24 protein-coding genes are annotated in these 23,672 nt (G+C 61.7%); 18 read left to right on the top strand and 6 right to left on the bottom strand.

Annotated features, from left to right (window positions below; all coding sequences use genetic code 11):
• The first annotated feature begins 31 nt into the window (after positions 1-31).
• The 18 genes from urtA (at position 32) to ureG (ending at position 15,057) form a co-directional block, all read left to right on the top strand.
• Complete coding sequence (gene urtA, locus AMK05_RS17445; protein WP_064840414.1) at positions 32-1,324, top strand: urea ABC transporter substrate-binding protein; 1,293 nt, start codon at positions 32-34, stop codon at positions 1,322-1,324.
• A gap of 115 nt (positions 1,325-1,439) precedes the next feature.
• Positions 1,440-3,092: an urea ABC transporter permease subunit UrtB gene (gene urtB, locus AMK05_RS17440; protein ID WP_064840413.1), complete on the top strand. Its 1,653-nt coding sequence runs from the start codon at positions 1,440-1,442 to the stop codon at positions 3,090-3,092.
• Positions 3,089-4,252: an urea ABC transporter permease subunit UrtC gene (gene urtC, locus AMK05_RS17435; RefSeq protein WP_064840412.1), complete on the top strand. Its 1,164-nt coding sequence runs from the start codon at positions 3,089-3,091 to the stop codon at positions 4,250-4,252. The genes urtB and urtC overlap by 4 nt, the downstream gene beginning before the upstream one ends.
• A gap of 5 nt (positions 4,253-4,257) precedes the next feature.
• The gene (urtD, locus tag AMK05_RS17430) at positions 4,258-5,013 is read left to right on the top strand and encodes an urea ABC transporter ATP-binding protein UrtD (protein ID WP_064841425.1); all 756 of its coding nucleotides are present in this window, start codon (positions 4,258-4,260) and stop codon (positions 5,011-5,013) included.
• A gap of 76 nt (positions 5,014-5,089) precedes the next feature.
• On the top strand, positions 5,090-5,608 hold the full coding sequence (locus tag AMK05_RS17425; RefSeq protein WP_064841424.1) for a hypothetical protein: 519 nt from the start codon (positions 5,090-5,092) through the stop codon (positions 5,606-5,608).
• An 18-nt stretch (positions 5,609-5,626) separates the two neighbouring features.
• Complete coding sequence (gene urtE, locus AMK05_RS17420; protein ID WP_064841423.1) at positions 5,627-6,322, top strand: urea ABC transporter ATP-binding subunit UrtE; 696 nt, start codon at positions 5,627-5,629, stop codon at positions 6,320-6,322.
• A gap of 151 nt (positions 6,323-6,473) precedes the next feature.
• Positions 6,474-7,295, top strand: a complete 822-nt coding sequence (locus AMK05_RS17415) for an urease accessory protein UreD (protein ID WP_064840411.1) — start codon at positions 6,474-6,476, stop codon at positions 7,293-7,295.
• Between the two features lie 20 nt (positions 7,296-7,315).
• Positions 7,316-7,618, top strand: coding sequence for an urease subunit gamma (locus AMK05_RS17410; protein ID WP_064695492.1), 303 nt, complete (start codon positions 7,316-7,318; stop codon positions 7,616-7,618).
• Between the two features lie 10 nt (positions 7,619-7,628).
• Complete coding sequence (locus tag AMK05_RS17405) at positions 7,629-7,880, top strand: DUF1272 domain-containing protein (protein WP_064840410.1); 252 nt, start codon at positions 7,629-7,631, stop codon at positions 7,878-7,880.
• A gap of 9 nt (positions 7,881-7,889) precedes the next feature.
• Positions 7,890-8,195 carry an urease subunit beta gene (locus AMK05_RS17400; protein ID WP_003542314.1) on the top strand — a complete coding sequence of 102 codons (306 nt, stop codon included), beginning with the start codon at positions 7,890-7,892 and terminating at the stop codon, positions 8,193-8,195.
• A 12-nt stretch (positions 8,196-8,207) separates the two neighbouring features.
• Complete coding sequence (locus AMK05_RS17395; protein WP_064840409.1) at positions 8,208-8,615, top strand: lysozyme inhibitor LprI family protein; 408 nt, start codon at positions 8,208-8,210, stop codon at positions 8,613-8,615.
• 1 nt (position 8,616) lies between these two features.
• Positions 8,617-9,270, top strand: a complete 654-nt coding sequence (locus tag AMK05_RS17390) for a hypothetical protein (RefSeq protein WP_064840408.1) — start codon at positions 8,617-8,619, stop codon at positions 9,268-9,270.
• A 101-nt stretch (positions 9,271-9,371) separates the two neighbouring features.
• Positions 9,372-11,084: an urease subunit alpha gene (ureC, locus tag AMK05_RS17385; RefSeq protein WP_064840407.1), complete on the top strand. Its 1,713-nt coding sequence runs from the start codon at positions 9,372-9,374 to the stop codon at positions 11,082-11,084.
• Between the two features lie 33 nt (positions 11,085-11,117).
• Positions 11,118-11,789: a TIGR02117 family protein gene (locus AMK05_RS17380; RefSeq protein WP_064840406.1), complete on the top strand. Its 672-nt coding sequence runs from the start codon at positions 11,118-11,120 to the stop codon at positions 11,787-11,789.
• 329 nt (positions 11,790-12,118) lie between these two features.
• The gene (locus AMK05_RS17375; RefSeq protein WP_064840405.1) at positions 12,119-12,982 is read left to right on the top strand and encodes a GGDEF domain-containing protein; all 864 of its coding nucleotides are present in this window, start codon (positions 12,119-12,121) and stop codon (positions 12,980-12,982) included.
• 84 nt (positions 12,983-13,066) lie between these two features.
• Positions 13,067-13,678, top strand: coding sequence for an urease accessory protein UreE (gene ureE, locus AMK05_RS17370; protein ID WP_064840404.1), 612 nt, complete (start codon positions 13,067-13,069; stop codon positions 13,676-13,678).
• A 6-nt stretch (positions 13,679-13,684) separates the two neighbouring features.
• Positions 13,685-14,356 carry an urease accessory protein UreF gene (locus AMK05_RS17365; RefSeq protein WP_064840403.1) on the top strand — a complete coding sequence of 224 codons (672 nt, stop codon included), beginning with the start codon at positions 13,685-13,687 and terminating at the stop codon, positions 14,354-14,356.
• Positions 14,357-14,445: 89 nt separating this feature from the next.
• On the top strand, positions 14,446-15,057 hold the full coding sequence (gene ureG, locus AMK05_RS17360; protein ID WP_003542294.1) for an urease accessory protein UreG: 612 nt from the start codon (positions 14,446-14,448) through the stop codon (positions 15,055-15,057).
• Between the two features lie 105 nt (positions 15,058-15,162).
• On the opposite strand, the gene AMK05_RS17355 is transcribed toward ureG, so the two are convergent.
• The 6 genes from AMK05_RS17355 to AMK05_RS17330 form a co-directional block, all read right to left on the bottom strand.
• Positions 15,163-18,486, bottom strand: a complete 3,324-nt coding sequence (locus AMK05_RS17355; protein WP_064840402.1) for an efflux RND transporter permease subunit — start codon at positions 18,484-18,486, stop codon at positions 15,163-15,165.
• 12 nt (positions 18,487-18,498) lie between these two features.
• Complete coding sequence (locus AMK05_RS17350) at positions 18,499-19,689, bottom strand: efflux RND transporter periplasmic adaptor subunit (protein ID WP_064840401.1); 1,191 nt, start codon at positions 19,687-19,689, stop codon at positions 18,499-18,501.
• 401 nt (positions 19,690-20,090) lie between these two features.
• A complete protein-coding gene (locus tag AMK05_RS17345; protein ID WP_049731650.1) occupies positions 20,091-21,062 on the bottom strand; it encodes an ABC transporter substrate-binding protein in 972 nt (323 codons plus the stop codon).
• Between the two features lie 59 nt (positions 21,063-21,121).
• Positions 21,122-22,249 carry an ABC transporter permease gene (locus AMK05_RS17340; protein WP_064840400.1) on the bottom strand — a complete coding sequence of 376 codons (1,128 nt, stop codon included), beginning with the start codon at positions 22,247-22,249 and terminating at the stop codon, positions 21,122-21,124.
• The gene (locus tag AMK05_RS17335; protein ID WP_064840399.1) at positions 22,246-23,175 is read right to left on the bottom strand and encodes an ABC transporter permease; all 930 of its coding nucleotides are present in this window, start codon (positions 23,173-23,175) and stop codon (positions 22,246-22,248) included. Before AMK05_RS17335 ends, AMK05_RS17340 begins: the two co-directional genes overlap by 4 nt.
• Positions 23,172-23,552 (bottom strand): endonuclease domain-containing protein, encoded by a 381-nt coding sequence (locus AMK05_RS17330; protein WP_064840398.1) that lies wholly within the window; start codon positions 23,550-23,552, stop codon positions 23,172-23,174. Before AMK05_RS17330 ends, AMK05_RS17335 begins: the two co-directional genes overlap by 4 nt.
• Positions 23,553-23,672: the final 120 nt, after the last annotated feature.

Here is a 23,672-nt window from a genome sequence, read left to right as displayed (position 1 = left end):
TGTTGCGGAACAAGAAGAGGGGCTCAACCAGATGAATCTCAGATCCACGATCACCGGCGCTGCGCTCGGTGCCGTCATGGCGGCATCGGCCGCCTTCCAGGGCGCGGTTGCCGCCGACGACACGATCAAAGTCGGCGTATTGCATTCGCTTTCCGGCACGATGGCGATTTCCGAAACCACGCTGAAAGACGCCATGCTGATGCTCATCGACGAGCAGAACAAGAAGGGCGGCCTTCTCGGCAAGAAGCTCGAGGCCGTCGTCGTCGATCCGGCCTCCGACTGGCCGCTGTTTGCGGAAAAGGCCCGCGAGCTGATCCAGAAGGACAAGGTTGCTGCGGTCTTCGGCTGCTGGACGTCCTCGTCGCGCAAGTCCGTTCTGCCGGTTTTCGAAGAGCTGAATTCGCTGCTCTTCTACCCCGTGCAGTATGAGGGCGAAGAATCCTCGCGCAACATCTTCTACACCGGGGCTGCGCCGAACCAGCAGGCCATTCCGGCGGTCGACTACCTGATGGAAAAGGAAGGCGTCAAGCGCTTCGTGCTCGAAGGGACCGACTACGTCTATCCGCGCACGACCAACAAGATTCTCGAGGCATACCTGATTTCGAAGGGTATTCCGAAAGAAGACATCATGACCAACTACACGCCGTTCGGCTTCTCCGACTGGCAGACCGAAGTTGCCAAGATCAAGGAATTTGGTTCGGCCGGCAAGAAGACCGCCGTCGTCTCGACGATCAACGGCGACGCCAACGTTCCGTTCTACAAGGAACTGGGCAACAAGGGCATCAAGGCAACCGACATTCCCGTCGTCGCCTTCTCGGTCGGTGAAGAAGAACTTGCCGGTCTCGACACCAAGCCGCTCGTCGGCCATCTCGCTGCCTGGAACTATTTCGAGTCCGTGGAAAGCCCGGCCAACAAGAAGTTCATCAAGGACTGGCATGCTTACACCAAGAACGACAAGCGCGTGACGAACGACCCGATGGAAGCTGCATATATCGGCTTCAACGCATGGGTTAAGGCCGTCCAGGCCGCCGGCACGACCGATACCGACAAGGTTCTCGACTCCATCATCGGCGTCAGCGTTCCAAATCTCTCCGGCGGCTATGCGACCGTCATGCCGAACCACCACATCACCAAGCCCGTGCTGATCGGTGAAATCCAGGCCAACGGCCAGTTCGAAATCGTCCAGCAGACGCCCGCCGTCGTCGGCGACGAATGGTCCGATTACCTGCCTGATTCCAAGGACCTGATCTCCGATTGGCGTAAGCCGATGTCCTGCGGCAACTTCAACGTTGCCACTGGCAAGTGCGGCGGCAAGGGTTCCTGAGTACGACGCCGATCAGATGATTGCTTGAAGACTTCCGTCCGGGTTCGATCCCGGGCGGAAGCTCCGTCCCAGCGATTACGCCGCGACGCCAACACTATCCAGGGCGAGAAAGCCGATGTATCGCGCCATCAAGATTTTCCTTCTCACGCTTTGCCTGACGTTCTCGGGCCTGACATTTTCCGGCCTCGCATTTCCGGGCTCGGCAATATCGAGCGAAGTTCGGGCAGAGGGCGATATCCACCTGCTCATCGATGCGCTCGGCGTCGGCGACTTCCCGGAACGCGAGGCGGCCATCAAGGCGCTGGTCGCCTCCAAGGATCCGCATGTCAGCCAGATCCTGCAGCAGTTGAGCGACGGCCTTCTCTACGTCAATTCCGATGGCGGCCCGGTGCTCCTCCAGGGCGGCACCGATGACGAACCGACCTATTCCGATCCGATCAGCGGTGAAGCGGCCGCCGATGTCGATCCTGACATGATGAGCAAGGTCAAGATCAACAATTCACTTCGCGGCGTCATCAGCGCCGCCACCAGCCAGCTGACGCTGATGAGCCCGGATCGTTCGGCGCGGCTTGCCGCGGCACAAGGCCTGCTGAAGGATGCCGATCCCGCCAATCTCGACCTGCTGAACGCGGCGCTTGCGGCTGAAAAGGACGCCGAGATCAAAAATACGATGGAAGCGGCGCGCGCCGTGCTGCTGCTGAAGACGGATGCGAGCGTCGAAGACAAGAAGGCTGCGATCGATACGATTGCGGCTCGCGGCAATCGTGATGCGCTGACCATTCTGACGACCACACTCGAAACCGCGCCTGATGACCTGAAGCCGGCGATCCAGGCAGGTATCAGCACCATCAATCGCAGCCTGGCGCTGTGGGATATCGTCCAGAACGTCTGGTACGGATTGTCGCTCGGCTCGGTGCTGCTGCTGGCGGCGATCGGCCTTGCTATCACCTTCGGCGTCATGGGCGTCATCAACATGGCGCATGGCGAAATGGTGATGATCGGCGCCTATACGACCTATGTGGTGCAGGAAACGATTACCTCGTCCTATCCCGCGCTTGCCGATTATTCGCTGGCCTTTGCGGTGCCGGCCGCCTTCGTCTTCACCGGCTTTGTCGGCCTCGTCATCGAGCGCGCCGTCATCCGCTATCTCTACGGCCGGCCGCTCGAAACGCTGCTCGCCACCTGGGGCGTGTCGCTGGTCCTGCAGCAGGCCGTGCGCAGCATCTTCGGGCCGACCAACCGCGAGGTCCGCAATCCGACCTGGATGTCCGGCGTCTTCGATCTCGGCGGGCTCTCCATCACCTGGAACCGGCTATGGATCATCGTCTTTTCGATGGTTGTGTTCGTGACGCTGCTCCTGCTGCTCAAGCGCTCAGCCTTCGGCCTGCAGATGCGCGCCGTCACGCAGAACCGCCGCATGGCATCGTCGATGGGCATCCGCACCGGCTGGGTCGACGCCTTCACCTTCGCGCTCGGTTCGGGCATTGCCGGTATTGCCGGCGTGGCGCTCAGCCAGATCGACAATGTTTCGCCGAATCTCGGTCAATCCTACATCATCGACAGCTTCATGGTCGTCGTCTTCGGCGGTGTCGGCAACCTCTGGGGCACGCTGGTCGGCGCGCTCTCGCTCGGCGTCGTCAACAAGTTCCTCGAGCCCTTCGCCGGCGCCGTGCTCGGCAAGATCCTGGTGCTGGTCCTCATCATTCTCTTCATCCAGAAGCGTCCGCGCGGGCTCTTCGCGCTCAAAGGAAGGGCAGTGGAAGCATGATAACGGCCTTCCTTCTCCGATCAGTAGATCGCAAGATCGTCATTGCCATCGCCCTGCTGCTTCTGGTCGCCGTTCTCGTACCGGTGCTGAACCTGATGACCGGGCCGACCAATCCGCTGCACGTGCCGACCTATGTCATGTCACTGTTCGGCAAGTATCTGACCTATGCGCTGCTGGCGCTGGCGCTCGATCTCGTCTGGGGCTTCTGCGGCATTCTCTCGCTCGGCCACGGCGCCTTCTTTGCGCTGGGCGGGTATGCGATGGGCATGTATCTGATGCGCCAGATCGGCACCCGCGGCAGCTACGGCGACCCAATCCTGCCCGATTTCATGGTGTTCCTGAACTGGAAGGATCTGCCCTGGTTCTGGTACGGCTTCAACCACTTCTGGTTTGCGGCGCTAATGGTGCTCGTCGTGCCCGGCCTACTCGCCTTTGTCTTCGGCTGGTTCGCCTTCCGCTCACGCGTCAACGGCGTCTATCTCTCGATCATCACCCAGGCGATGACCTACGCGCTGCTGCTCGCCTTCTTCCGTAACGATATGGGCTTCGGCGGCAATAACGGCCTGACCGATTTCAAGGACATTATCGGCTTCAACGTTCAGGCTGACGGCACGCGTGCAGCCCTATTTGCCGCAACCGCGGTCATGCTGGCGCTGTCGCTGCTGCTGGCCTCGGGGATCGTTCGTTCGAAATTCGGCAAGGTGCTGGTCGGCGTGCGCGATGCGGAAAGCCGCACGCGCTTCCTCGGTTACCGCGTCGAACATTTCAAGCTCTTCACCTTCGTCGTCTCGGCGATGATGGCGGGCATTGCGGGTGCGCTCTACGTTCCGCAGGTCGGCATCATCAACCCCGGCGAATTCGCTCCTGCCAACTCGATCGAAGTCGTCATCTGGACGGCGGTCGGCGGGCGGGCGACGCTGATCGGGCCGATCATCGGCGCGATCCTCGTCAATGGCGGCAAGACGATCTTCACCGGTCTCTTCCCGGAGTTCTGGCTGTTTGCGCTCGGCGGTCTCTTCGTCGCCGTCACGCTATTTCTGCCGAAGGGCGTGGTCGGCACGATCGCCCCCTATCTCGGCAAACGGAAAACCGCTTCCCCTGTGATGCCGCCGGCGGCGCAGGAAGACGGCATCGAGCCGAAAATCCAGGCAGCGGAGTGAGCACAGTGATTCCCGACGTCAAACCCAACAGCGTGCTTTATCTCAACGGCGTTTCGGTTTCCTTCGATGGCTTCAAGGCATTGAATTCGCTGTCGATCGTCATCGAACCCGGGGAGCTTCGCGCCATTATCGGCCCGAACGGCGCCGGCAAGACGACGATGATGGATATCATCACCGGCAAGACCAGGCCCGATGAGGGCGAAGTGTTCTTCAACGGCACTGTCGATCTCACCAAGAAGGACGAGGCCGATATCGCCCAGCTCGGGATCGGCCGCAAATTCCAGAAGCCGACGGTCTTCGAAAGCCATACGGTGTGGGACAATCTGGAACTGGCGCTGAACCGCCGTCGCGGCGTGTTCTCGACGCTGTTCTATCGGCTGTCAGGTGAGGACAAGGCACGCATCGATGAGATCCTCGATACGGTGCGGCTGACGCACCGCCGTGACGAATTTGCCGCCAACCTGTCGCATGGGCAGAAACAATGGCTGGAAATCGGCATGCTGCTGGCGCAGGAGCCGAAGCTGCTGCTGGTCGACGAACCGGTGGCCGGGATGACCGATGCGGAAACCGCGGAAACCGCGATCCTGCTCAAGGACATCGCCAGGACCCGCTCCGTGGTCGTCGTCGAGCACGACATGGGCTTCATCCGCGACCTCGGCGTCAAGGTGACATGCCTTGCAGAAGGCTCGGTGCTGGCTGAGGGATCGATCGATTTCGTCAGTTCCGATCCGAAGGTGATCGAGAACTATCTGGGGCGGTGATCCATGCAACTTACAGGCTTGAACCTGACAATAGAACACGCTTTAAAACGGGCGGGTTTTATTGTGGGGTTTCATCATGGCTTTTCTCGGTATTCTGGTCGCGGCTATCAGCGGCGCGGTCATCTGGTATTGGCGTTTTAAAATGGTGCGTGAGGCCGGAAGCGAGATCATCGATTCCGTCGAGAGGATGCGGGGCGTCTATAGGCGCGGAAAGTTGCGCAAGCAGGCGGAGGCAGCGCCGCTGGCCGCAATCGCCGATCCGGCGATTGCGGCAGTGGCCTTCTTCTTCTGCCTTGCCAAGGAAAAGCCGATCCATTTCGACGCCGCGAAGGATGTCGTCCGCAACCGTATGAAAGGCATCATCCGGCCGGGCGATATGGAAGAGGTGCTGGTTTTTGCCGATTGGGCGTCCAAAAACGTCACCAGTCCCGAAGATCCGATCCGCCGGTTCCGGGATCTCTGGATGAAGGCGCTCGACATGCAGGAGCGTCAGCAATTGATCGGCATTGCCGAGGACGTGGCCGTCGCCGGCGGCGAGAGAACGAAAGAACAGGAGCACGCCCTGCAGATGCTGAGGCGTACGCTGATGAACTGATGGGGAATGGGTGAACGGATGCTGACAGTCGAAAACGCAAATCTGCATTATGGCGCGGCGCAGGCGCTGCGCGGCATCTCCATCAGGGCGGAGATGGGCAAGATCACCTGCGTGCTGGGGCGCAACGGCGTCGGCAAGAGTTCGCTCCTGCGCGCCGTGACCGGCCAGCATCCGCTGTCGGCCGGCACCGTCACGTTCAACGACACAAGGCTGAACGGCCTGCCGCCGTTTGCCCGCGCCAAGCAGGGCATCGGTTATGTGCCACAGGGGCGGGAAATTTTCCCGCTGCTGACGGTCAAGGAAAATCTCGAAACCGGCTTTGCTCCGCTCGGCCGCCGCGACCGCAACATACCCGACGATATCTTCAGCCTCTTCCCGGTGCTGAAGTCGATGCTGTCGCGCCGCGGCGGCGATCTTTCCGGCGGCCAGCAGCAACAGCTGGCGATCGGCCGCGCCATGGTGACGCGGCCGAGGATTCTCGTGCTCGACGAGCCGACCGAAGGCATTCAGCCATCGATCATCAAGGATATCGGCCGGGCGATCCGTTATCTCCGCGATTCCACCGGCATGGCGATCCTGCTCGTCGAACAATATCTCGATTTCTGCCGGGAGCTTGCCGATTACGTCTACATCATGGATCGCGGCGAAATCGTCCATGAAGGCCTTGCCGAGACGCTGGATACGCCCGAGGCCCGCCGTCATCTGACCGTATGACCGGCAAATGCCGTAATTTTCGGCAGACGGCGGAGCGTTTTTCAAATCTGCCTGCTCCCCCTGCGGCTATCCTCGGACGGCATGGGAATTGCTTGCTTTCGTTACCCGCACGATTGAATGGAAAACCGGTGGCGCGACCGAAAGGCACGATATGGTGATTGCCGCGGCAGGCACGAGACCGCAAAGAGCGGAAGGACGCGGGCATCTGGCGGCAAAGCTGCTCGATGGCCGCACGCGTCTGCGTGAGCTCTATCAGGAGGGAGCGGCGAAGATCCGTCTGCCCGATACGTTCGATGCCTCGATGGAAGCCGTCATCATCAACACGGCAGGCGGGCTGACCGGCGGCGATCGAATGGACTGGAGCATCGCGGCCGGCGCCGGCACCAAGATCGACGTCACCACCCAGGCCTGCGAGAAGATCTACAAGGCATCGGCCGGCACCGCCGAGGTGACGACCAGCATCAAGGTCGGAGGGCAAGCCCGCGTCGACTGGTTGCCGCAGGAAACGATCCTCTTCGATCGAGCCGCGCTTTTTCGCCGGCTGGATGTCGATCTTGACGAGAGCGCCGAATTCCTGGCCGTCGAAGCCATACTGCTCGGCCGCAAGGCGATGGGCGAGACGGTTGAGACCGGGCTTTTCCGCGACCGCTGGCGCATCCGCCGCTCGGGCCAACTGATCCATGCCGAAGAGCTGAGGCTTTCCGAAGGGGTGGCGGCGCTCGCAGCACGTCAGGCGGTGCTCGGCGGGCAGGTGGCTTTTGCGACGCTGCTTTATGCCGGGCTGCTGTCGGAAGCCTATCTCGGCAAGGTGCGGCCGCTCGTCGAGGGCGCGATGGGCGGTGCGAGCGCCTGGGACGGCAAGCTCGTCGTCCGCCTCGCGGCAGCCGACGGCTTCTCGCTCAGAAAAATCCTGATCCCGGTCATTTCCGCCTTGCGCAATGGTGCGCCTGTGCCGAAAGTCTGGAATCTATGAGTTCAATAAGCAGGTAGATAATGAACCTCACTCCGAGAGAAAAAGACAAGCTGCTGATATCGATGGCGGCGATGGTGGCGCGGCGGCGGCTGGAGCGCGGCGTCAAGCTCAACTATCCCGAGGCGATCGCGCTGATCAGCGACTTCGTCGTCGAAGGCGCCCGCGACGGCCGTCCGGTCGCCGAGCTGATGGAGGCCGGCGCCCATGTCATCGGCCGCGACCAGGTGATGGAAGGCGTTGCCGAGATGATCCACGACGTGCAGGTGGAGGCGACGTTCCCGGATGGAACCAAGCTCGTCACCGTGCACGAACCGATCCGGTAAGGAGACCGATATGCTTGAGCTCAGGCCGAATTGCGAATGCTGCGACAAGGATTTGCCGCCGGAGAGCGCGGCGGCACGGATCTGCACCTATGAATGCACCTTCTGCGCCGATTGCGTCGATGGCGTGCTCAAGGGCGTCTGCCCGAATTGCGGCGGCAATCTTGTTGCCAGACCCATCCGGCCGGCGGCGATGCTTGCCAAACATCCGGCGTCGACGAAGCGTGTGCTGAAGGCCGAGGGCTGCGCGCCCAGGGCGGCTTAAGGAGATAAGATGATTCCGGGTGAGATCATTGCCGCAAGCGGCGACATCGAACTGAATGCCGGCGCGCCGACGGTGACGCTGGAGGTTTCCAATACCGGCGACCGGCCGGTGCAGGTCGGCAGCCACTATCATTTCGCCGAGACCAATGCCGGGCTGTCCTTCGATCGGGCGGCGGCGCATGGCAAACGACTGGATATTCCGGCGGGAACGGCGGTGCGCTTCGAGCCGGGACAGACGCGCTCGGTGACGCTGATCCCGCTTTCCGGCAAGCGCGAGGTCTATGGCTTCCGTCAGCTGGTGATGGGCAAGCTCTAACGGGAGGGATGCATGCGTTTGAATATCTGCCTCATCGGGGCGGCGATGCTGCTGATGGCTGATAGCGCTTCCGCTGAGGCTATCGATTGCCAAAATCCCCAGACGCAATCGGATATGACCTCTTGCGAGGCGGCGCGCCACGAGACCGCCGACAAGGCTTTGAATGTGCAATATAAGAAGACCCGCGCCGCCTTGGCGGCGGTCGACAAGGATCTCGACGGCGACATGAAGGGTGCGGAGCAGGCGCTGGTCAAGGCGCAGCGCGCCTGGATCGATTATCGGGACGCCGAGTGCGACGCCTTCGGTTTCCAGGCCCGCGGCGGCACGATGGAGCCGATGCTGGTCGCCGGGTGCCTCGCCAACATCACCGACAAACGCACGAAAGAGCTGAAAGAGCTCGAAGACACGATGAGCAACTAAAGTGATCAGGAAAATCGTAATCGTCGGCAATGGCGAGGTCGCAGAGGCGGAAGCAGGCGTGATCGATGCCGCCGATTTCGTCATCCGCTTCAACGATTGCCGTTCCTTTGGGACCGGCGGCAGCCGGACGGATGCCGTCGCGGTCTGCAATACCGGCCGGCCGGCAAAGGCGATGCTTGGCTCGCGCGAGTGGCGGACCCATCCCGGCGTCGTTTCGGTCCGCGAAATCTGGAGCGTGCGCGACCCGGCCAAATTTGCCGCCATGCGGGCGCCGCTTGCCGTCTCGCACCCCGATCTCGACGATTTCTGCGACGACTATACGGAGGCATTTGGCGCCTTCTGCACGGAGACCGCCAAGACGCATGTGGTCATCGACAAATCGATCCACGAGGCGGTCGATGCGTCGCTCTCGGTCTTTGCGCCGGTGCTCTATGTCGTGCCGAGCAGCGGCATGATCGTCATTGCCGAAGTGCTGAGCAAATTTCCCGATGCCGAAGTGATGTTGGCCGGCTTCGGTCACGTCGGCTGGGAGTGGCACCCGTTTGCGGCCGAACGGCAGCTTGTCGATAGTTATATTGCCCTGGGCCGCCTCAAGCGGCTCGGCGGAAAAACGCTAGAACAGGATGATTTTAGGCCCGGTTGGCCTAAAATCTGAATCCTGTTCTAAAATAAAGAGTTAGAGCATGATGTCGTCCGAAAACCGCTCACACTTTTCGGCATCATGCTCTAGTCTCTTCCTCCTACGGAGCCTGATGGATGCCCTACAAGATCTCGCGCGCTGCCTATGCCGGCATGTTCGGACCGACCACCGGCGACAAAGTGCGCCTTGCCGACACGGAGCTCTTCATCGAGATCGAGAAGGATTTCACCACCTATGGCGAGGAGGTGAAGTTCGGCGGCGGCAAGGTGATCCGGGACGGCATGGGCCAGAGCCAGGTGACGCGGGCGGACGGCGCTGTCGACACCGTCATCACCAATGCGGTGATCGTCGATCACTCCGGCATCTACAAGGCCGATATTGGCCTTAAGGACGGCCGCATCGTCGCGATCGGCAAGGCGGGCAATCCCGATATGCAGCCCGGTGTGAATATCATCGTCGGGCCGGGCACGGAGGCGATCGCCGCCGAAGGCAAGATCGTCACTGCCGGCGGCATGGACAGCCATATCCACTTCATCGCGCCGCAGCAGATCGAGGAAGCGCTGATGTCGGGCATGACCTGCATGCTCGGCGGCGGCACCGGGCCGGCGCACGGCACGCTCGCCACGACCTGCACGCCGGGGCCCTGGCATCTCGCGCGCATGATCGAAGCGGCCGACGCCTTCCCGATGAACCTCGCCTTTGCCGGCAAGGGCAATGCCTCGCTGCCGGGGGCGCTGACCGAGATGGTGTTGGCCGGCGCCACTTCGCTGAAGCTGCACGAGGACTGGGGCACGACTCCAGGCGCCATCGACTGCTGCCTGTCGGTCGCCGACGAATATGACGTGCAGGTGATGATCCACACCGATACGCTGAATGAAAGCGGCTTCGTCGAGGATACGATCGGCGCCATCAAGGGCCGCACCATCCATGCCTTTCACACGGAAGGGGCGGGCGGCGGTCACGCGCCCGACATCATCAAGATTTGCGGCCAGCCGAACGTCATTCCGTCGTCCACCAATCCGACGCGACCCTATACGGTCAATACCATTGCCGAGCATCTCGACATGCTGATGGTCTGCCATCACCTGTCGCCGTCGATCCCTGAGGATATCGCCTTCGCCGAAAGCCGCATCCGCAAGGAGACGATCGCCGCCGAAGACATATTGCACGATATCGGCGCCTTCTCGATCATCTCGTCCGACAGCCAGGCCATGGGCCGCGTCGGCGAGGTGGCGATCCGCACCTGGCAGACGGCCGACAAGATGAAGCGCCAGCGCGGCCGGCTGAAGGAGGAAAAGGGTGACAACGACAATTTCCGCGTCCGCCGCTATATCGCCAAATATACGATCAACCCGGCGATCGCCCATGGGCTCAGCCACGAGATCGGCTCTGTCGAAGTCGGCAAGCGCGCCGACCTTGTGCTGTGGAATCCGGCCTTCTTCGGCGTGAAGCCCGACATGGTGCTGCTGGGCGGCTCGATCGCCGCCGCGCCGATGGGGGATCCGAACGCCTCGATCCCGACGCCGCAGCCGGTGCATTACCGGCCGATGTTTGCCTCCTACGGCCGAAGCCTCACCAATTCCTCCGTCACCTTCGTCAGCCAGGCCTCGCTCGATGCCGGCCTGAAGGGCCGGCTCGGGGTCGCCAAGCAATTGGTGGCGGTGAAGAATACCCGCGGCGGCATCTCCAAGGCGTCGATGATCCACAACGACCTGACACCGGAAATCGAAGTCGATCCGGAGACCTACGAGGTCAGGGCGAACGGCGAGTTGCTGACATGCGAGCCGGCGACGGTGCTGCCGATGGCGCAGCGCTATTTCCTGTTTTAGGCCAAAGGGCCCTCTGTGCGACGGATGTCTCCGATGAAAACAGGCATCCGCTGGCTGTTGCGGACCGTATTCCTGCTGGTGTTTCTGGCGGCCTGCGGGACGCTGGTTCCCCGGCCGCTGATTGCCCCGGTCAAGGCGTCGTCTGCGGCGGTGACGCATCGGATTCTCCTGCTGTCCGGACCGATCCATACCGATATCGCCATTCCACTGGACGAGGAGACGCGGGCTGCCTTTTCCTTTCTCGCCGAGACCGGTTTTCCGCTCGGCCATCCAGATGCGGAATGGCTCATTGTCGGCTGGGGCGGCCGTGCCTTCTATCTGGAAACCCCGAGCTGGTCGGAGCTGAAGCCGCTGCCGGTGCTGCGGGCGCTGACGATCGACCGTTCGGTGCTGCACGTCGACCTTGCCCGGGATATCACCGAGCCGCAGCCGAGCGTTGCGGCATTCGATGTCAGCGACGATCAACTGGCGCGCCTGCGCATTTTTATCTCGGACAGCTTCATTCGTGACGCCGGCCTTGTGGCGCCGATCCCTGATGCCGGTTACGGCGAGATCGACCGGTTCTTCGAGGCCAAGGGATATTTCAACGCCCTCTTCGGCTGCAACACCTGGACGGCTGCGGCGCTCCGCTCGGCGGGGCTGCGGACCGGCTTATGGAACCCGCTTCCACAATCATTGCGATTGTCTGCGAGTGTCTACAATTGAACCAATCGCCGGTCGCTCCGTTCATAAACTGAATCGTGATGGGCACTCTCCATTCGGTTGTAAAAATCGGTGGAAAAGCGATATTTTCCCCAGTTACACCATTCTGAAACAGCCCAGTGCTGTATCTCGATAAAGCTGTTTTAAACCAATGCCTTAAGTGGCTCTCCGCATTGTCCGATTCAGGGATCGGTGGGCTGCATCTCCTGCTAGAAAAAATCTGTCCACTGAAAGGTCCAAAACCGTTCGAATTTTAACGAGTGGATTAAGACACCCGCAGCAATTGGGCTCCTATCAATGCCTTGAAACGCCGGGCAGGAAGGTCGATTCTCATGAGAAACTGGATGTCGCTGCAGGCCGATTTCGGCAATTTTCAATATCGCGGGAATGTCTATCTCTTTGCGTTGAAGATGAGCTTTCTCACGATCATTCTCTCCGGCGTCATCATGGCGCTGACCATCCCGCCGCTCGGTTTTTTCGGACTGCTGCCGGTGACGCTCTCGCACGCGATCGGCTTTGGCGCCATTTTTTCCTGGCTCGTCGGCGGCACGGTTTCCGGCATGCTGTCGCTGGCAGCCGGCTTTGCCCTGCATGAGTTGACGCTGTCGCGGGCCGAGTTCGAAAAGCTCAGCCGCACGGACACGCTTTCGGGCCTGTTGAACCGCCGCGCCTTCACGGAAGCGTTGGAGAATAGCGAGGGCAACGCCTCGCTTGTGATTTTCGATGTCGACCGGTTCAAGGCGATCAACGATCGCTTCGGCCATGGCTGCGGCGATGCCGTTATCACCGCGGTCTCGGCCATGCTTACATCCGCCTTCGATGAAATGTCCGTCGTCGCAAGGCTGGGTGGAGAGGAGTTTGGCGTCATCGTCTCCGGCGAGCCGCTGGAGGCGCGGATGGAGCGCATCGAAAGGGTGCGAGCCCGGATCGCGAGCGGCGCCATCGCGGCCGAAGGGCACGATATCCGCATCACCGTTTCCGGCGGTGTTGCCGATCTCGCCGCCGGGAGCAGCAAGCAGGCGGTCTATGCTTCGGCAGACCGGGCGCTCTATCTCGCCAAGGCGCTCGGACGCAATCGCGTCGTACACGAGCGGGAAGGCCTGCATCATGCCTGGCACGGGCTCGCCGATAATGGCCTCGATGCCAAAGGCGGGGGAGCCGAGAGCGACAACGTGATGCAGGCTTACGGAATATAAAAGCCCGACGCGGGCACAAAGGCCATTGGTGCTTGCATCGGGAAAGGCTATTTTGCATGGTCGCCTCAGCAAAACGGACATATCATGCAGCGCGTTACCTCCTATCTTCCCGCCGGAACCCCGTCCTCCCATCCGATTGCCCAGGTCAAGCTGCCGCACGATCTGCGCCATCTGCGCCGCAAGCTGCTGCATCTGGAAAATGGCGAAATGGTCATGCTCGATCTCAAGGACCCGGTGCTTTTCGCCAATGGCGATCTGCTGGTGCGCGACGACGGCGAACTGATCGAGATCCTCGCGGCCGATGAGAAACTCTTCGAAATTCGCGGCCGCGACCGCACGCATCTGGTCGAGCTTGCCTGGCATCTCGGCAACCGCCATCTCGCGGCCCAGATCGAGGAAGACCGGATCGTCATCCTGCGCGACCACGTCATCCGCAGCATGCTGCAGGGGCTCGGCGCCACCGTCCTCGACATCGACGAACCCTTCCAGCCGGCGCGCGGTGCCTATCATTCCCACGGCGGGCATTCGCACGATCACGGTCATGCGGCTCATGACCACGGTCATGCCACGCATGACCATGGGCATGAGCACAAACATGATCACGGCCACGACCATGTGCATGGGCCGGGGTGTAATCATGACCATGACCATGACCATGATCACCACCACGGGCATCACGGCCACAAGCACGATTGAGGCTCGATGACCAGGGATTACGAGCTGCAAGCGTTGCTGCGCCTGACGGCATGGCTCTCGCCGGCCTTTCCGATCGGCAGCTTTGCCTATTCGGGCGGGCTGGAGCGGGCGGTGGCCGACGGGCTGGTCACTGATGCCGCCTCGCTCGCGGCCTGGATCGGGACGCTGATCGGCCATGGTTCGGTCTGGAACGATGCGGTGCTGCTGGCCGAAAGCCACAGGTGCCAGGAAGAGCCCGCCCGCCTTGCCGAGATCGCCACCCTTGCCGCCGCACTTGCCGGATCGCGCGAGCGCCATCAGGAAACCATGCTGCTCGGTGAGGCCTTCCTGGCGGCGGCCCGCGCCTGGCCGGATGGCGTGTTCGAAAGGCTGCCTGCCAAGGCGGCCTATCCCGTCGCCGTCGGGGCGGTGACCGGCGCGCACAGCATAGGGCCTAAGAAGGCGCTCGCCGCCTTCCTGCATGCCTATGCCTCGCAGGCAGTCTCTTCCGGCATCCGCCTTGGCGTCACGGGTCAGCGGGACGGTGTCGCCGTGCTTGCCGGTCTCGAAGAGCAGATCACCGAGGTCGCCCGGCGGGCGGCGGCCTCGACGCTCGACGATCTAGGTTCGGCGACGGTGCAGGCCGATATAGCCGGCCTGCGCCATGAGACACAGGCTACGCGGCTGTTCCGCTCGTGATGGCGCAAAATTATCCGAGCATCTGCGTCATTTGACGGTGGCGTGCACAGCGGCCACGGCTATCATCGGGTTCGATTGGAGTAAGGCATATGAAATCAAGAAACGGACCCCTGCGCGTCGGCATCGGCGGGCCGGTCGGCTCGGGCAAGACGGCGCTGACCGAAAAGCTTTGTAAGGCGATGCGCGACGACTATTCCGTCGCCGTCGTCACCAACGACATCTACACGACCGAGGATGCCGAGGCGCTGGTGCGTATGCAGGCATTGACTTCGGACCGCATCGTCGGCGTCGAGACCGGCGGCTGCCCGCACACCGCCATTCGCGAGGATGCGACGATCAATCTTCAGGCGATTGCCGGTCTCAACCAGCGGATCCCGGATCTCGACGTGGTCTTCATCGAATCCGGCGGCGACAATCTGGCGGCGACCTTCTCGCCCGATCTTGCCGATATCACCATCTATGTCATTTCCGTCTGCCAGGGCGAAGAAATCCCGCGCAAGGGCGGGCCGGGCATCACCCGGTCGGATCTTCTCGTCATCAACAAGAAGGATCTGGCGCCCTATGTCGGCGCCGATCTCGAGGTGATGGACCGGGATGCCACACGCATGCGCGCGAGCCGCCCCTTTGTCTTCTCCGACATGAAGCGCGGCGACGGCGTCAGCTCGATCGTCAGCTTCCTCAGGGAGCAGGGTGGGCTCTGAGGATCATACCTGCCGCAGTCAGCCGAAATCGCCGGCGGCGGCAGAACGACAAAAAGAAACGGGCCGGGAGATCACTCCCGGCCCGTTCGATTTTGTAAATCCTGCCTATTCCGCTGCGAAGGGGGGCAGGCGGAGCACGTTGGTGTCGTTGGCGCCCTTGCGCTTGCTTTCCGGCTTTTCGATCGCGGTCAGCCGCTCCTCCAGCGAGTCGATGTCGCCGCGGTTCTCGCGCGTAACACGGGTGAGATCCTCGCGCGACAGTGGCAGTTCCTCTTCGTCCTTCCGGCCGACCAGGCGTCCGAACATCCAGCCGAGCAGGCGGGACAGATCGTCCATGATCAGGAAGAAAGAGGGCACGACGACCAGCGACAGCACGGTCGAGACGATGATGCCGCCGATCACCGCGATCGCCATCGGCGCGCGGAACGAGCCGCCTTCGCCGACGCCGAGCGCGGAAGGCAGCATGCCCGCCGACATGGCGATCGAAGTCATGATGATCGGCCGAGCACGCTTGCGGCCGGCTTCGACCATGGCCTCGACGCGGGCCATGCCCTGATGGCGCATCTCAATCGCGAAATCGACGAGCAGGATAGCGTTCTTGGTGACGACACCCATCAGCATCAGAATGCCGATCATGACGGGCATGGACAGCGGATTGCTGGTGATGATCAAAGCCGCCGCGACGCCGCCGATGGCAAGCGGCAGCGAGAACAGGATGGTGAAGGGCTGGATCACGTCCTTGAAGAGCAGGATCAGCACCGTCAGCACCAGCAGCAGGCCCATCAGCATGGCGTTGACGAAGCTCTGCTGCATCTCGGTCTGTACCTTGGTGTCGCCGCTTTCGGCAAGGTGCACGGAGGCCGGGATATTGGCTGATTTGACGATCTCGCGGAAGCGGGCCGACGCCGTGTCGAGGGCTACACCCTGCGGCAGGTCGGAGCCGATCGCCACGACGCGGTAACGGTTGTTGCGCTTGATCGAGCTTACGCCTTCCGAGTAGTCGATATTGGCGACGCTTGCGAGCGGAACAGTGCCGCCGCTGGCGGTCTGGATCTTCAATGCGCGGATGGCCGAGAGATCGCGGCGCATGTCGACTGCCGCCTGCACCCGGATCGGGATCTGGCGATCGTCGAGCGAGATCTTGGCAAGGGCCGCATCGACATCGCCGATGGTGGCGACACGGATCGTCTCGGAGATCTGCTGCGGCGTAATGCCGAGGCGGGCGGCCTCATCCTTTCGTGGATAGACCTGCAGTTCTGGACGGGGCAGGGCGCCATCGGCGCTGACATTGGCAAGCAGCGGATCGGCGCGGAGCTTGGATTCCAGAATGCCGACGGCGTCGTTCAGGTCCTTCTCGTTCTTGGAGAGGAAGTTGAAGGCGAGGTCGCGTTCGCCGCGGTCGTTGAGCTTCAAAATATGGACGTCGGGAATGTCGCGCAGCTTGGCGAAGACTTCCTTTTCGATATCCCACTGCGGACGCTCACGGCCATGGACTTCCACCTTCGGCAGCATCGGTCCGATGACCGGGATGGCGCCGAAGACGTCGTTGACCATCTTCTTGATCAGCGACTGGTCGAGCTTGTGGAGTGCCAGCGTGATGGTAGCGCGGCGCAGTTCGAGTTCGCCCTTCGGCGATGCGCCGCCGAGGACGAAGACGCTTTCGACGCCGTTGATGTCCTTGACCCTGTCATAGATCGCATCGGTCGTCTTTTCGGTGTCATCAAGCCGTGCATTGGGCGGCAGTTCGACGGAGAGAACGATGCGCGAAGCATCTTCCGTCGGCAGGAAGCTGCCGGGCACGAACATGAACAGCGAGATGACCGAACCCACCGTGAAGATGAGGGCTACGATCAGGGTCGTATAACGCCAATACCACTTGCGGGTCGTGCCGGTGACAAGGCGCGTATAGCCCTTCATCAGCAGACCGTCATTGTCGTGATGATCGTCGACGCCGTCTTCGGCGCGCATGAGGTAGGCGGCCATCATCGGGGTGATGAGGCGCGCCACCATCAGCGAGAAGAAGACGGAAAAGGCGACGGTCAGGCCGAACTGGATGAAGTACTGGCCCGGAATGCCCGGCATGAAGGAAACCGGCACGAAGACCGCGATGATGGTAAAGGTGGTGGCGATGACGGCAAGGCCGATTTCATCCGCTGCCTCGATCGCCGCGCGATAGGGCGTCTTGCCCATCTTGATGTGGCGGGCGATGTTCTCGATTTCGACGATCGCATCGTCGACGAGGATGCCGGTCGCCAGCGTCAAGGCAAGAAAGCTGACGAGGTTCAGCGAGAAGCCCATCATGTCCATGACCCAGAAGGTCGGGATCGCCGATAGCGGCAGGGCGATCGCCGAGATCAGGGTCGCGCGCCAGTTTCTGAGGAAGAGGAGGACGACGATGACGGCGAGCAGCGCGCCTTCGAGCAGCGTATGGATGGCGGCTTCGTAGTTGCCGTAGGTGAAATAAACCGAATCGTCGATCAGTTCGATCTTCACATTCGGGTTTTCGCCCCTCACCTTGTCGAGGCTCTGGGCCACGGTTTCGGCGACGCTGACTTCGCTGGCGCCCTTCGAGCGGAAGACGCCGAAGGTGACAACAGGCGTATCGTTGAAGCGCGAGAAGGATTTCGGCTCCTCGTAGGTGTCCTTGATGACGCCGAGATCGGACAGCTTGACGAAACGGCCGTTCGGCAGCGCAATGGTCGTATCGGCAAGTTCGGCGACATTGCGGGCGTCGCCGAGAACGCGGATTGCCTGTTCGCTGCCGGCCACCTGGCCGCGGCCGGAGCCGAGATCGACGTTGGTGCCGCGCAGCTGCTGGTTGACGCTGGCGGCGGTGATGCCGTGGGCATCGAGCTTGCCGGGGATGAGTTCGATGCGCACTTCGCGCTCGGCGCCGCCGTAACGATCGACGCGGCCGATGCCGGCCTGGCCCTGCAGGGCACGCTTGACCGTATCGTCGACGAACCAGGATAGTTCTTCCAGCGACATATCGGGCGAGGACACGGCGAAGGTCTGGATCGCCTGGCCTTCGACATCGACTTTGGTGACGATCGGCGCTTCGGCCGTTGCCGGCAGATCGCTGCGGATGCGGTCGATCGCATCCTTGACGTCCTGCACCGCCTGTTCCGTCGGCACTTCCATGCGGAACATGACATTGGTCTGCGAGCTGCCGTCGGTCACCGTCGACTGGATTTCGTCGATGCCGGTGATGGAGGCGATCGCATCTTCGATCTCCTTCGTCACCTGCATTTCGAGTTCGGCTGGCGAAGCGCCGCTCTGCGTCACGCTGATCGACACGAGCGGCACGTCGATATTCGGGAAGCGGGTGATCGGCAGCTTGTTGAAGGACTGCATGCCGATGAATATCAGCAGGCAGAAAGCCAGCAGCGGCGCGATCGGATTTCGAATGGACCAGGCTGAAAAATTCATCGGATGGTCTCTTTAGTTGGAAGCCGAGGGCTGTTCACGCACCGGCGTGATGTGGTCGCCATCGCGGACATAGGCGCCCGCCTTGGCCACGACCTCGTCGCCGCTCTTCAAACCACTGACGATCTCGACATAGGGGCCGTCCTGGATGCCGGTCTCGATCTTGGCGAATTTTACCACGCCGTCCTCGACCTTGCGGGCCGACGAGCCTTCATTGCCGGTCAGCACCGCCGTCAGGGGAAGCGAGACGCCTTCGGTCTCGCGGACGATGATCTCGGAGCTGCCATACATGCCGGAACGCGCCTTGCTGTCATCGTCGATCGAGATATGAACGAGACCGAGGCGGGTGGCCGGATCGACGGTCGGAGACACCAGGCGCACGGCGCCGGAAAGCTTCTCGCGGCTGCCCGAAAGGGAAATGCTCGCCTTCTGGCCGGCCATGATCCTGACGATATCGCTTTCGGCGACCTCGGCGACAAGCTCGATATCGCCGTCGCGGATGAGGGTGAACAGCGGATCGCCGGCGCCGGCGGCAATCGCGCCGACCTTGGCGTTCTTTGCCGAGATCGTGCCCGCCACCGGCGTCTTCACATCCGTGCGGGCGAGCTTCAGATCCGCATCGGCGATCTGGCTGTCGAAGACCTTGAGATCGGCTTCGGCGACCTCGATCGCTTGTTCGGCGGAGACGACACGCGCATTGGCGGCGGCGGCGGTTGCATCAGCCTGTTCGACCTGGGCGGTTGAAACCGTGCCCTTCTTGCCCATTTCCTGGGAACGGGCTTGCTGCTGCCTTGCCTGTTCGGCATTGGCCTGCGCCTCAATGAGCTGGGCGCGCAACTGGGCAAGGCTAGCCTCGCCCTTGGCTTTCGTCGCCATCATCTGGCTCTTCGTCAGCACCAGCGCATCATCGTTGAGGGTTGCCAGCGTGCTTTCCGCTTGAACCTTGTCGCCGACGTCGGCTTTCAAGGCGCGGATCGAGAGGCCTTCGACCTGTGGTTGGATATAGACTTCCTCGACCGGCTTGACCGTCCCCGTGCCGATGACACGGTCGACGAGGGTGCGGTTCGCAGCCGTGGTGACGACGATCGCGGGCAGGTTCTGCTGCGGTTTTTCGACCGGCTTTTCCTGTGAAAATGCGGTGGATGCAGCCAGAACAGCTGCAAAAAGGGTGGATGCGCCTAAAGTTCCAATCGGCTTGCGTGCCATGCGTCTTCGTCCAATCTTGTAACAAGCTTAGCCGAACTCGCGCGTCTGTCCTTCAGCTCGCGACCAGGCCACTGCCTTTCCTGCATTCTCAAGGGTATCCACACATCATTTGCCGCCTTCATCCCTCGCCGGCAAATCGGCTTCTAATTGGTATCGATTTGCTCGATATGCAAGCCCGGCAGAAAACAATTCCCCATGAGCCGATAATAATTACCATCAGAACCTGAATCAATCACGGAAGGGTTATGCGAACATGACGATGATTGATCCTGCTTCTACCCCAATGACGTTTGACGCCGGACAAATGCGACAGTGGCAAAGGCATTTTTTCATGCAGGCCGTAAAAATACGAAACGCGCGGAAATCTCTCCCCGCGCGTTCGCCTCGAAATGGTGCCGCGATTACTTGGACGCGGCGTCGGTGATGTCGTGCGTCCAGGCGCCCGAGGGCTCCTTGCTGATGATCTTCTGGTCGAGCAGTGCCTTTGCCGTACGGGCATAGAGCGCTTCGTCCAGCTTGCCGGAACCGTCGCCCACCAGCTTGGCGACTTCGCCCATCATGCGCTTCTGGTGGTTCTCGTCCTGGCCGCCATTGTCCATGACGATCTCGGCGGCCTCATCAGGGTTCTCGGTCGCATATTTCCAGCCCTTCATCGAGGCCCGGACGAACTTGACCATCTTCTCCTTGAAGGCCGGATCCTTCAGCTTGTCTTCCATCGCATACAGGCCGTCTTCCAGGAGGTCGTTGCCCATCTCGGTATAGTTGAAGACCGTCAGTTCCTCCGGCTTGAAGCCGGCATCGATCGCCTGCCAGTATTCATTATAGGTCATGACGGAGATGCAGTCGGCCTGTTTCTGCACGAGCGGCTGCACGTCGAAGCTCTGTTTCAGCACGGTGACGCCGTTCGCGCCGCCTTCGGTGGAGAGGCCGAGTTTGTTCATCCAGGCGAAGAAGGGATATTCGTTGCCGAAGAACCAGACGCCGAGCGTGTGGCCCTTGAAGTCGGCTTCGGTCTTCACCGGGCCGTCCTTGCGGCAGATCATTTCCAGGCCGGACTTCTGGTAGGGCTGGGCGATGTTGACGAGGGGAACGCCCTTTTCGCGGGCAACGAGCGCGCCGCCCATCCAGTCGACGATGACATCGGCGCCGCCGCCGGCGATCACCTGTTCGGGGGCGATGTCGGGGCCGCCCGGCTTGATGTCGACGTCGAGGCCCTCTTCCTTATAGAAGCCCTTGTCCTTGGCAACGTAATAGCCGCCGAACTGGCCCTGCGTGACCCATTTCAACTGCAGAACCACCTTGTCGGCGGCCATCGCGTGCGCGGCGGCCAGCGTCATGGCGCTCGCCATCATTGCAACCATCAACTTTTTCATTTTCTTATCCTTACCCTCTGAAGTTATGCCCGGACCCCGTTTGCGAAGCCCGCGCGCGCCTAGCCACCACGGATAGACGGATGCCAGAATGTCACCGCCCGTTCGGTCAGGGCGATGACGCCATAAAAGATCGAGCCGGCCAGCGCCGCGACGGCGATTTCCGCCCAGACCATGTCGACATTCATGCGGCCGATCTCGGTGGAGATGCGGAAGCCCATGCCGACGATCGGCGTTCCGAAGAATTCGGCAACGATGGCACCAATCAGCGCCAGCGTCGAGTTGATCTTCAGCGCGTTGAAAATGAAGGGCATGGCAGCGGGAAGCTTGAGCTTCAGCAGCGTCTGCCAGTCGCTCGATGCATAGGTGCGCATCAGGTCGCGTTCCATGCTGCCGGAGGCGGCAAGGCCGGCGACGGTGTTCACCAGCATCGGAAAGAAGGTCATGATGATGACGACAGCGGCCTTCGACGGCCAGTCGAAGCCAAACCACATGACCATGACGGGAGCGATGCCGATAATCGGCAGGGCTGAGACCATGTTGCCGATCGGCAGCAGGCCGCGCCGCAGGAAGGCGACGCGATCGGCCAGCACGGCGACGATGAAGCCGCTGAGGCAGCCGATAATATAACCGATCAATACCGCCTTGAAGATCGTCTGTCTGACGTCGTCGCCGAGGATCGGCAGCGAGGCCATGATACGGGTGCCGATGGCGCTTGGTGGCGGCAGGATGATGAAGGGAATGCCGGCGCCGCGCGTTGCCGCCTCCCAGAGGATGAGGATCCAGGCGCCGAAGATGGCCGGGATCAGCAGCTGGAGCGCCGATTTGCCGAAAGCAGTGACGGGCTGCAGTTTCGACAGCTCCGTGACGCATCGCCAAGCCAGCAGCCAGCAGGAAAAGAGCAGCAGGAAGAAAGCCCGCGTTGCCGTGCCCTCGTTGCCGGAGAGCGCGGAAAGCAGCATCCAGGCGGCGCCGTGGGCGCCGATGAACAGCACGGTCGCACGGTAGGCCGGCGGTTGCGGCGCAAAGGACAGCAGCGCGGCGGCGATGACGATGATGAAGACGAGGCTTGCCGTGCCGTCGCTGAAGGGCCGCGCTGCGCCGTCGGCCAGAAGCGGCAGGGTCATCAGCGCTGCGAGGCAGAGGAGGAGGGCGGTTACGCCCTGCCAGGAGAAGGTCAGATGTCTCATGCCGGCCTCCCGCCCATGGCGCGGTCGACGATTTTCGCGGCAAGCCCGACGATCGCGACCAGGATGCCGGCCAGCAGCGATCCGGCGACCAGGGCCGCCCAGATATCGATCGTCTGACTGTAATAGGAGCCGGCAAGCAGCTTGGAGCCGATGCCGGCGACAGCGCCGGTCGGCAGTTCGCCGACGATGGCGCCGACGAGGCTGGCGGCGATCGCCACCTTCATCGAGGTGAAGAGGAAGGGGATCGAGGCTGGAACCCGCAGCTTCCAGAAGGTCTGCATCGGGCTGGCATAATAGGTGCGCATCAGGTCGAGATGCATGATCTCCGGTGACCGCAAGCCCTTCACCATGCCGACTGCAACGGGAAAGAAGGAGAGGTAGGTGGAGATCAGCGCCTTGGAGACAAGGCGGGAAGCGTCGGAATCGAGGTTCAAGAGATGGGCAATCGCATTATCGCCGGTCAGCACATTGTAGGAGATGATGACGATCATCGGCGCGATGGCGAGGATCGGGATGGTCTGGCTCGCCACCAGCCAGGGCATGAGCGAACGGTCCATGGCGCGGTTGTGCACGATCAGCACCGCAAGAAGAATGCCGAGCAGCATGCCGAAGCCGAAGCCGAGCAGGGTGGAGGAGAGCGTCACCCAGCTGTGATAGACAAGGCTGCGGTTGCTCGAAAGGCTGCGCAGGACAGTGTTCTCATAGACATTCTGCGCCACCTGATGCGGCGCCGGCAGGATCGGCTTCGGCTGCGCCAGCGTCTTGCCGATGAATTCGAGCGTCGTCGGCGTGGCGCCGGCGCGGCTGTCCATATCGCGCTGGAAGGGCGCGTTCATCAGCACGGCTGCGACATACCAGATGGCGATGAGGACGAGCAGGATGGTGGTGACGGGGATGATCTTGTTTTTAAAGGTGTCGGGTTTCACGCTGCGCGCTCCTTCAAAAACGGAGCTGCGTGCTTTTCGATAGTCAGAAACACGTAGTCGGGGCCGTCCAAGACTTGGGCGTTGTCGAAGCGAAGCACGTTGAAGCCTTCATTGCGCAGGAACGCATCCCGGACAAGATCATGCCGGCGGCCGGCAGTCGTTTCGTGGCTGTCACCGTCGACTTCGATGATGAGCCGCGCCGAGAGCCAGGCAAAATCAGCAATATAGGGGCCGATCGGCGTCTCGCGCCTGAATCTGGCGCCATAGGGCCTGAGATCGCGAAGCATATCCCACATCGCAGCTTCGGCTTTCGTCAATTCACGGCGAAGGCGCTTTGCTGTGTCGCGGGTTTTGGGGGTGATGTTTGAATGTGGCATTTAAACCCCTCCCCAACCCCTCCCCACAAGGGGGAGGGGCAAACCTGCGGCACTCGCCGAGTTCTCCAACGACCGTCGTGAAAGAGTGTCAAGATCGGCGACGGGTTCGGCGCTAAAGCC

It is taken from the genome of Rhizobium sp. N324, from assembly GCF_001664485.1.
Lineage (GTDB): Bacteria > Pseudomonadota > Alphaproteobacteria > Rhizobiales > Rhizobiaceae > Rhizobium.
This window is presented reverse-complemented; position numbering and strand designations above follow the sequence as displayed.

Bases quoted from the DNA above. Each gene is read 5' to 3' on its own strand.
- AMK05_RS17365 (WP_064840403.1), top strand. From the start codon at position 13,685: ATGACCAGGGATTACGAGCTGCAAGCGTTGCTGCGCCTGACGGCATGG.
- AMK05_RS17355 (WP_064840402.1), bottom strand. From the start codon at position 18,486: ATGAATTTTTCAGCCTGGTCCATTCGAAATCCGATCGCGCCGCTGCTG.
- AMK05_RS17410 (WP_064695492.1), top strand. From the start codon at position 7,316: ATGAACCTCACTCCGAGAGAAAAAGACAAGCTGCTGATATCGATGGCG.
- urtA (WP_064840414.1), top strand. From the start codon at position 32: ATGAATCTCAGATCCACGATCACCGGCGCTGCGCTCGGTGCCGTCATG.
- AMK05_RS17405 (WP_064840410.1), top strand. From the start codon at position 7,629: ATGCTTGAGCTCAGGCCGAATTGCGAATGCTGCGACAAGGATTTGCCG.
- AMK05_RS17415 (WP_064840411.1), top strand. From the start codon at position 6,474: ATGGTGATTGCCGCGGCAGGCACGAGACCGCAAAGAGCGGAAGGACGC.
- ureE (WP_064840404.1), top strand. From the start codon at position 13,067: ATGCAGCGCGTTACCTCCTATCTTCCCGCCGGAACCCCGTCCTCCCAT.
- ureG (WP_003542294.1), top strand. From the start codon at position 14,446: ATGAAATCAAGAAACGGACCCCTGCGCGTCGGCATCGGCGGGCCGGTC.
- urtB (WP_064840413.1), top strand. From the start codon at position 1,440: ATGTATCGCGCCATCAAGATTTTCCTTCTCACGCTTTGCCTGACGTTC.
- AMK05_RS17380 (WP_064840406.1), top strand. From the start codon at position 11,118: ATGAAAACAGGCATCCGCTGGCTGTTGCGGACCGTATTCCTGCTGGTG.
- ureC (WP_064840407.1), top strand. From the start codon at position 9,372: ATGCCCTACAAGATCTCGCGCGCTGCCTATGCCGGCATGTTCGGACCG.
- AMK05_RS17400 (WP_003542314.1), top strand. From the start codon at position 7,890: ATGATTCCGGGTGAGATCATTGCCGCAAGCGGCGACATCGAACTGAAT.
- AMK05_RS17350 (WP_064840401.1), bottom strand. From the start codon at position 19,689: ATGGCACGCAAGCCGATTGGAACTTTAGGCGCATCCACCCTTTTTGCA.
- urtE (WP_064841423.1), top strand. From the start codon at position 5,627: ATGCTGACAGTCGAAAACGCAAATCTGCATTATGGCGCGGCGCAGGCG.
- AMK05_RS17425 (WP_064841424.1), top strand. From the start codon at position 5,090: ATGGCTTTTCTCGGTATTCTGGTCGCGGCTATCAGCGGCGCGGTCATC.
- AMK05_RS17395 (WP_064840409.1), top strand. From the start codon at position 8,208: ATGCGTTTGAATATCTGCCTCATCGGGGCGGCGATGCTGCTGATGGCT.
- AMK05_RS17340 (WP_064840400.1), bottom strand. From the start codon at position 22,249: ATGAGACATCTGACCTTCTCCTGGCAGGGCGTAACCGCCCTCCTCCTC.
- AMK05_RS17375 (WP_064840405.1), top strand. From the start codon at position 12,119: ATGAGAAACTGGATGTCGCTGCAGGCCGATTTCGGCAATTTTCAATAT.
- urtC (WP_064840412.1), top strand. From the start codon at position 3,089: ATGATAACGGCCTTCCTTCTCCGATCAGTAGATCGCAAGATCGTCATT.
- AMK05_RS17345 (WP_049731650.1), bottom strand. From the start codon at position 21,062: ATGAAAAAGTTGATGGTTGCAATGATGGCGAGCGCCATGACGCTGGCC.
- AMK05_RS17330 (WP_064840398.1), bottom strand. From the start codon at position 23,552: ATGCCACATTCAAACATCACCCCCAAAACCCGCGACACAGCAAAGCGC.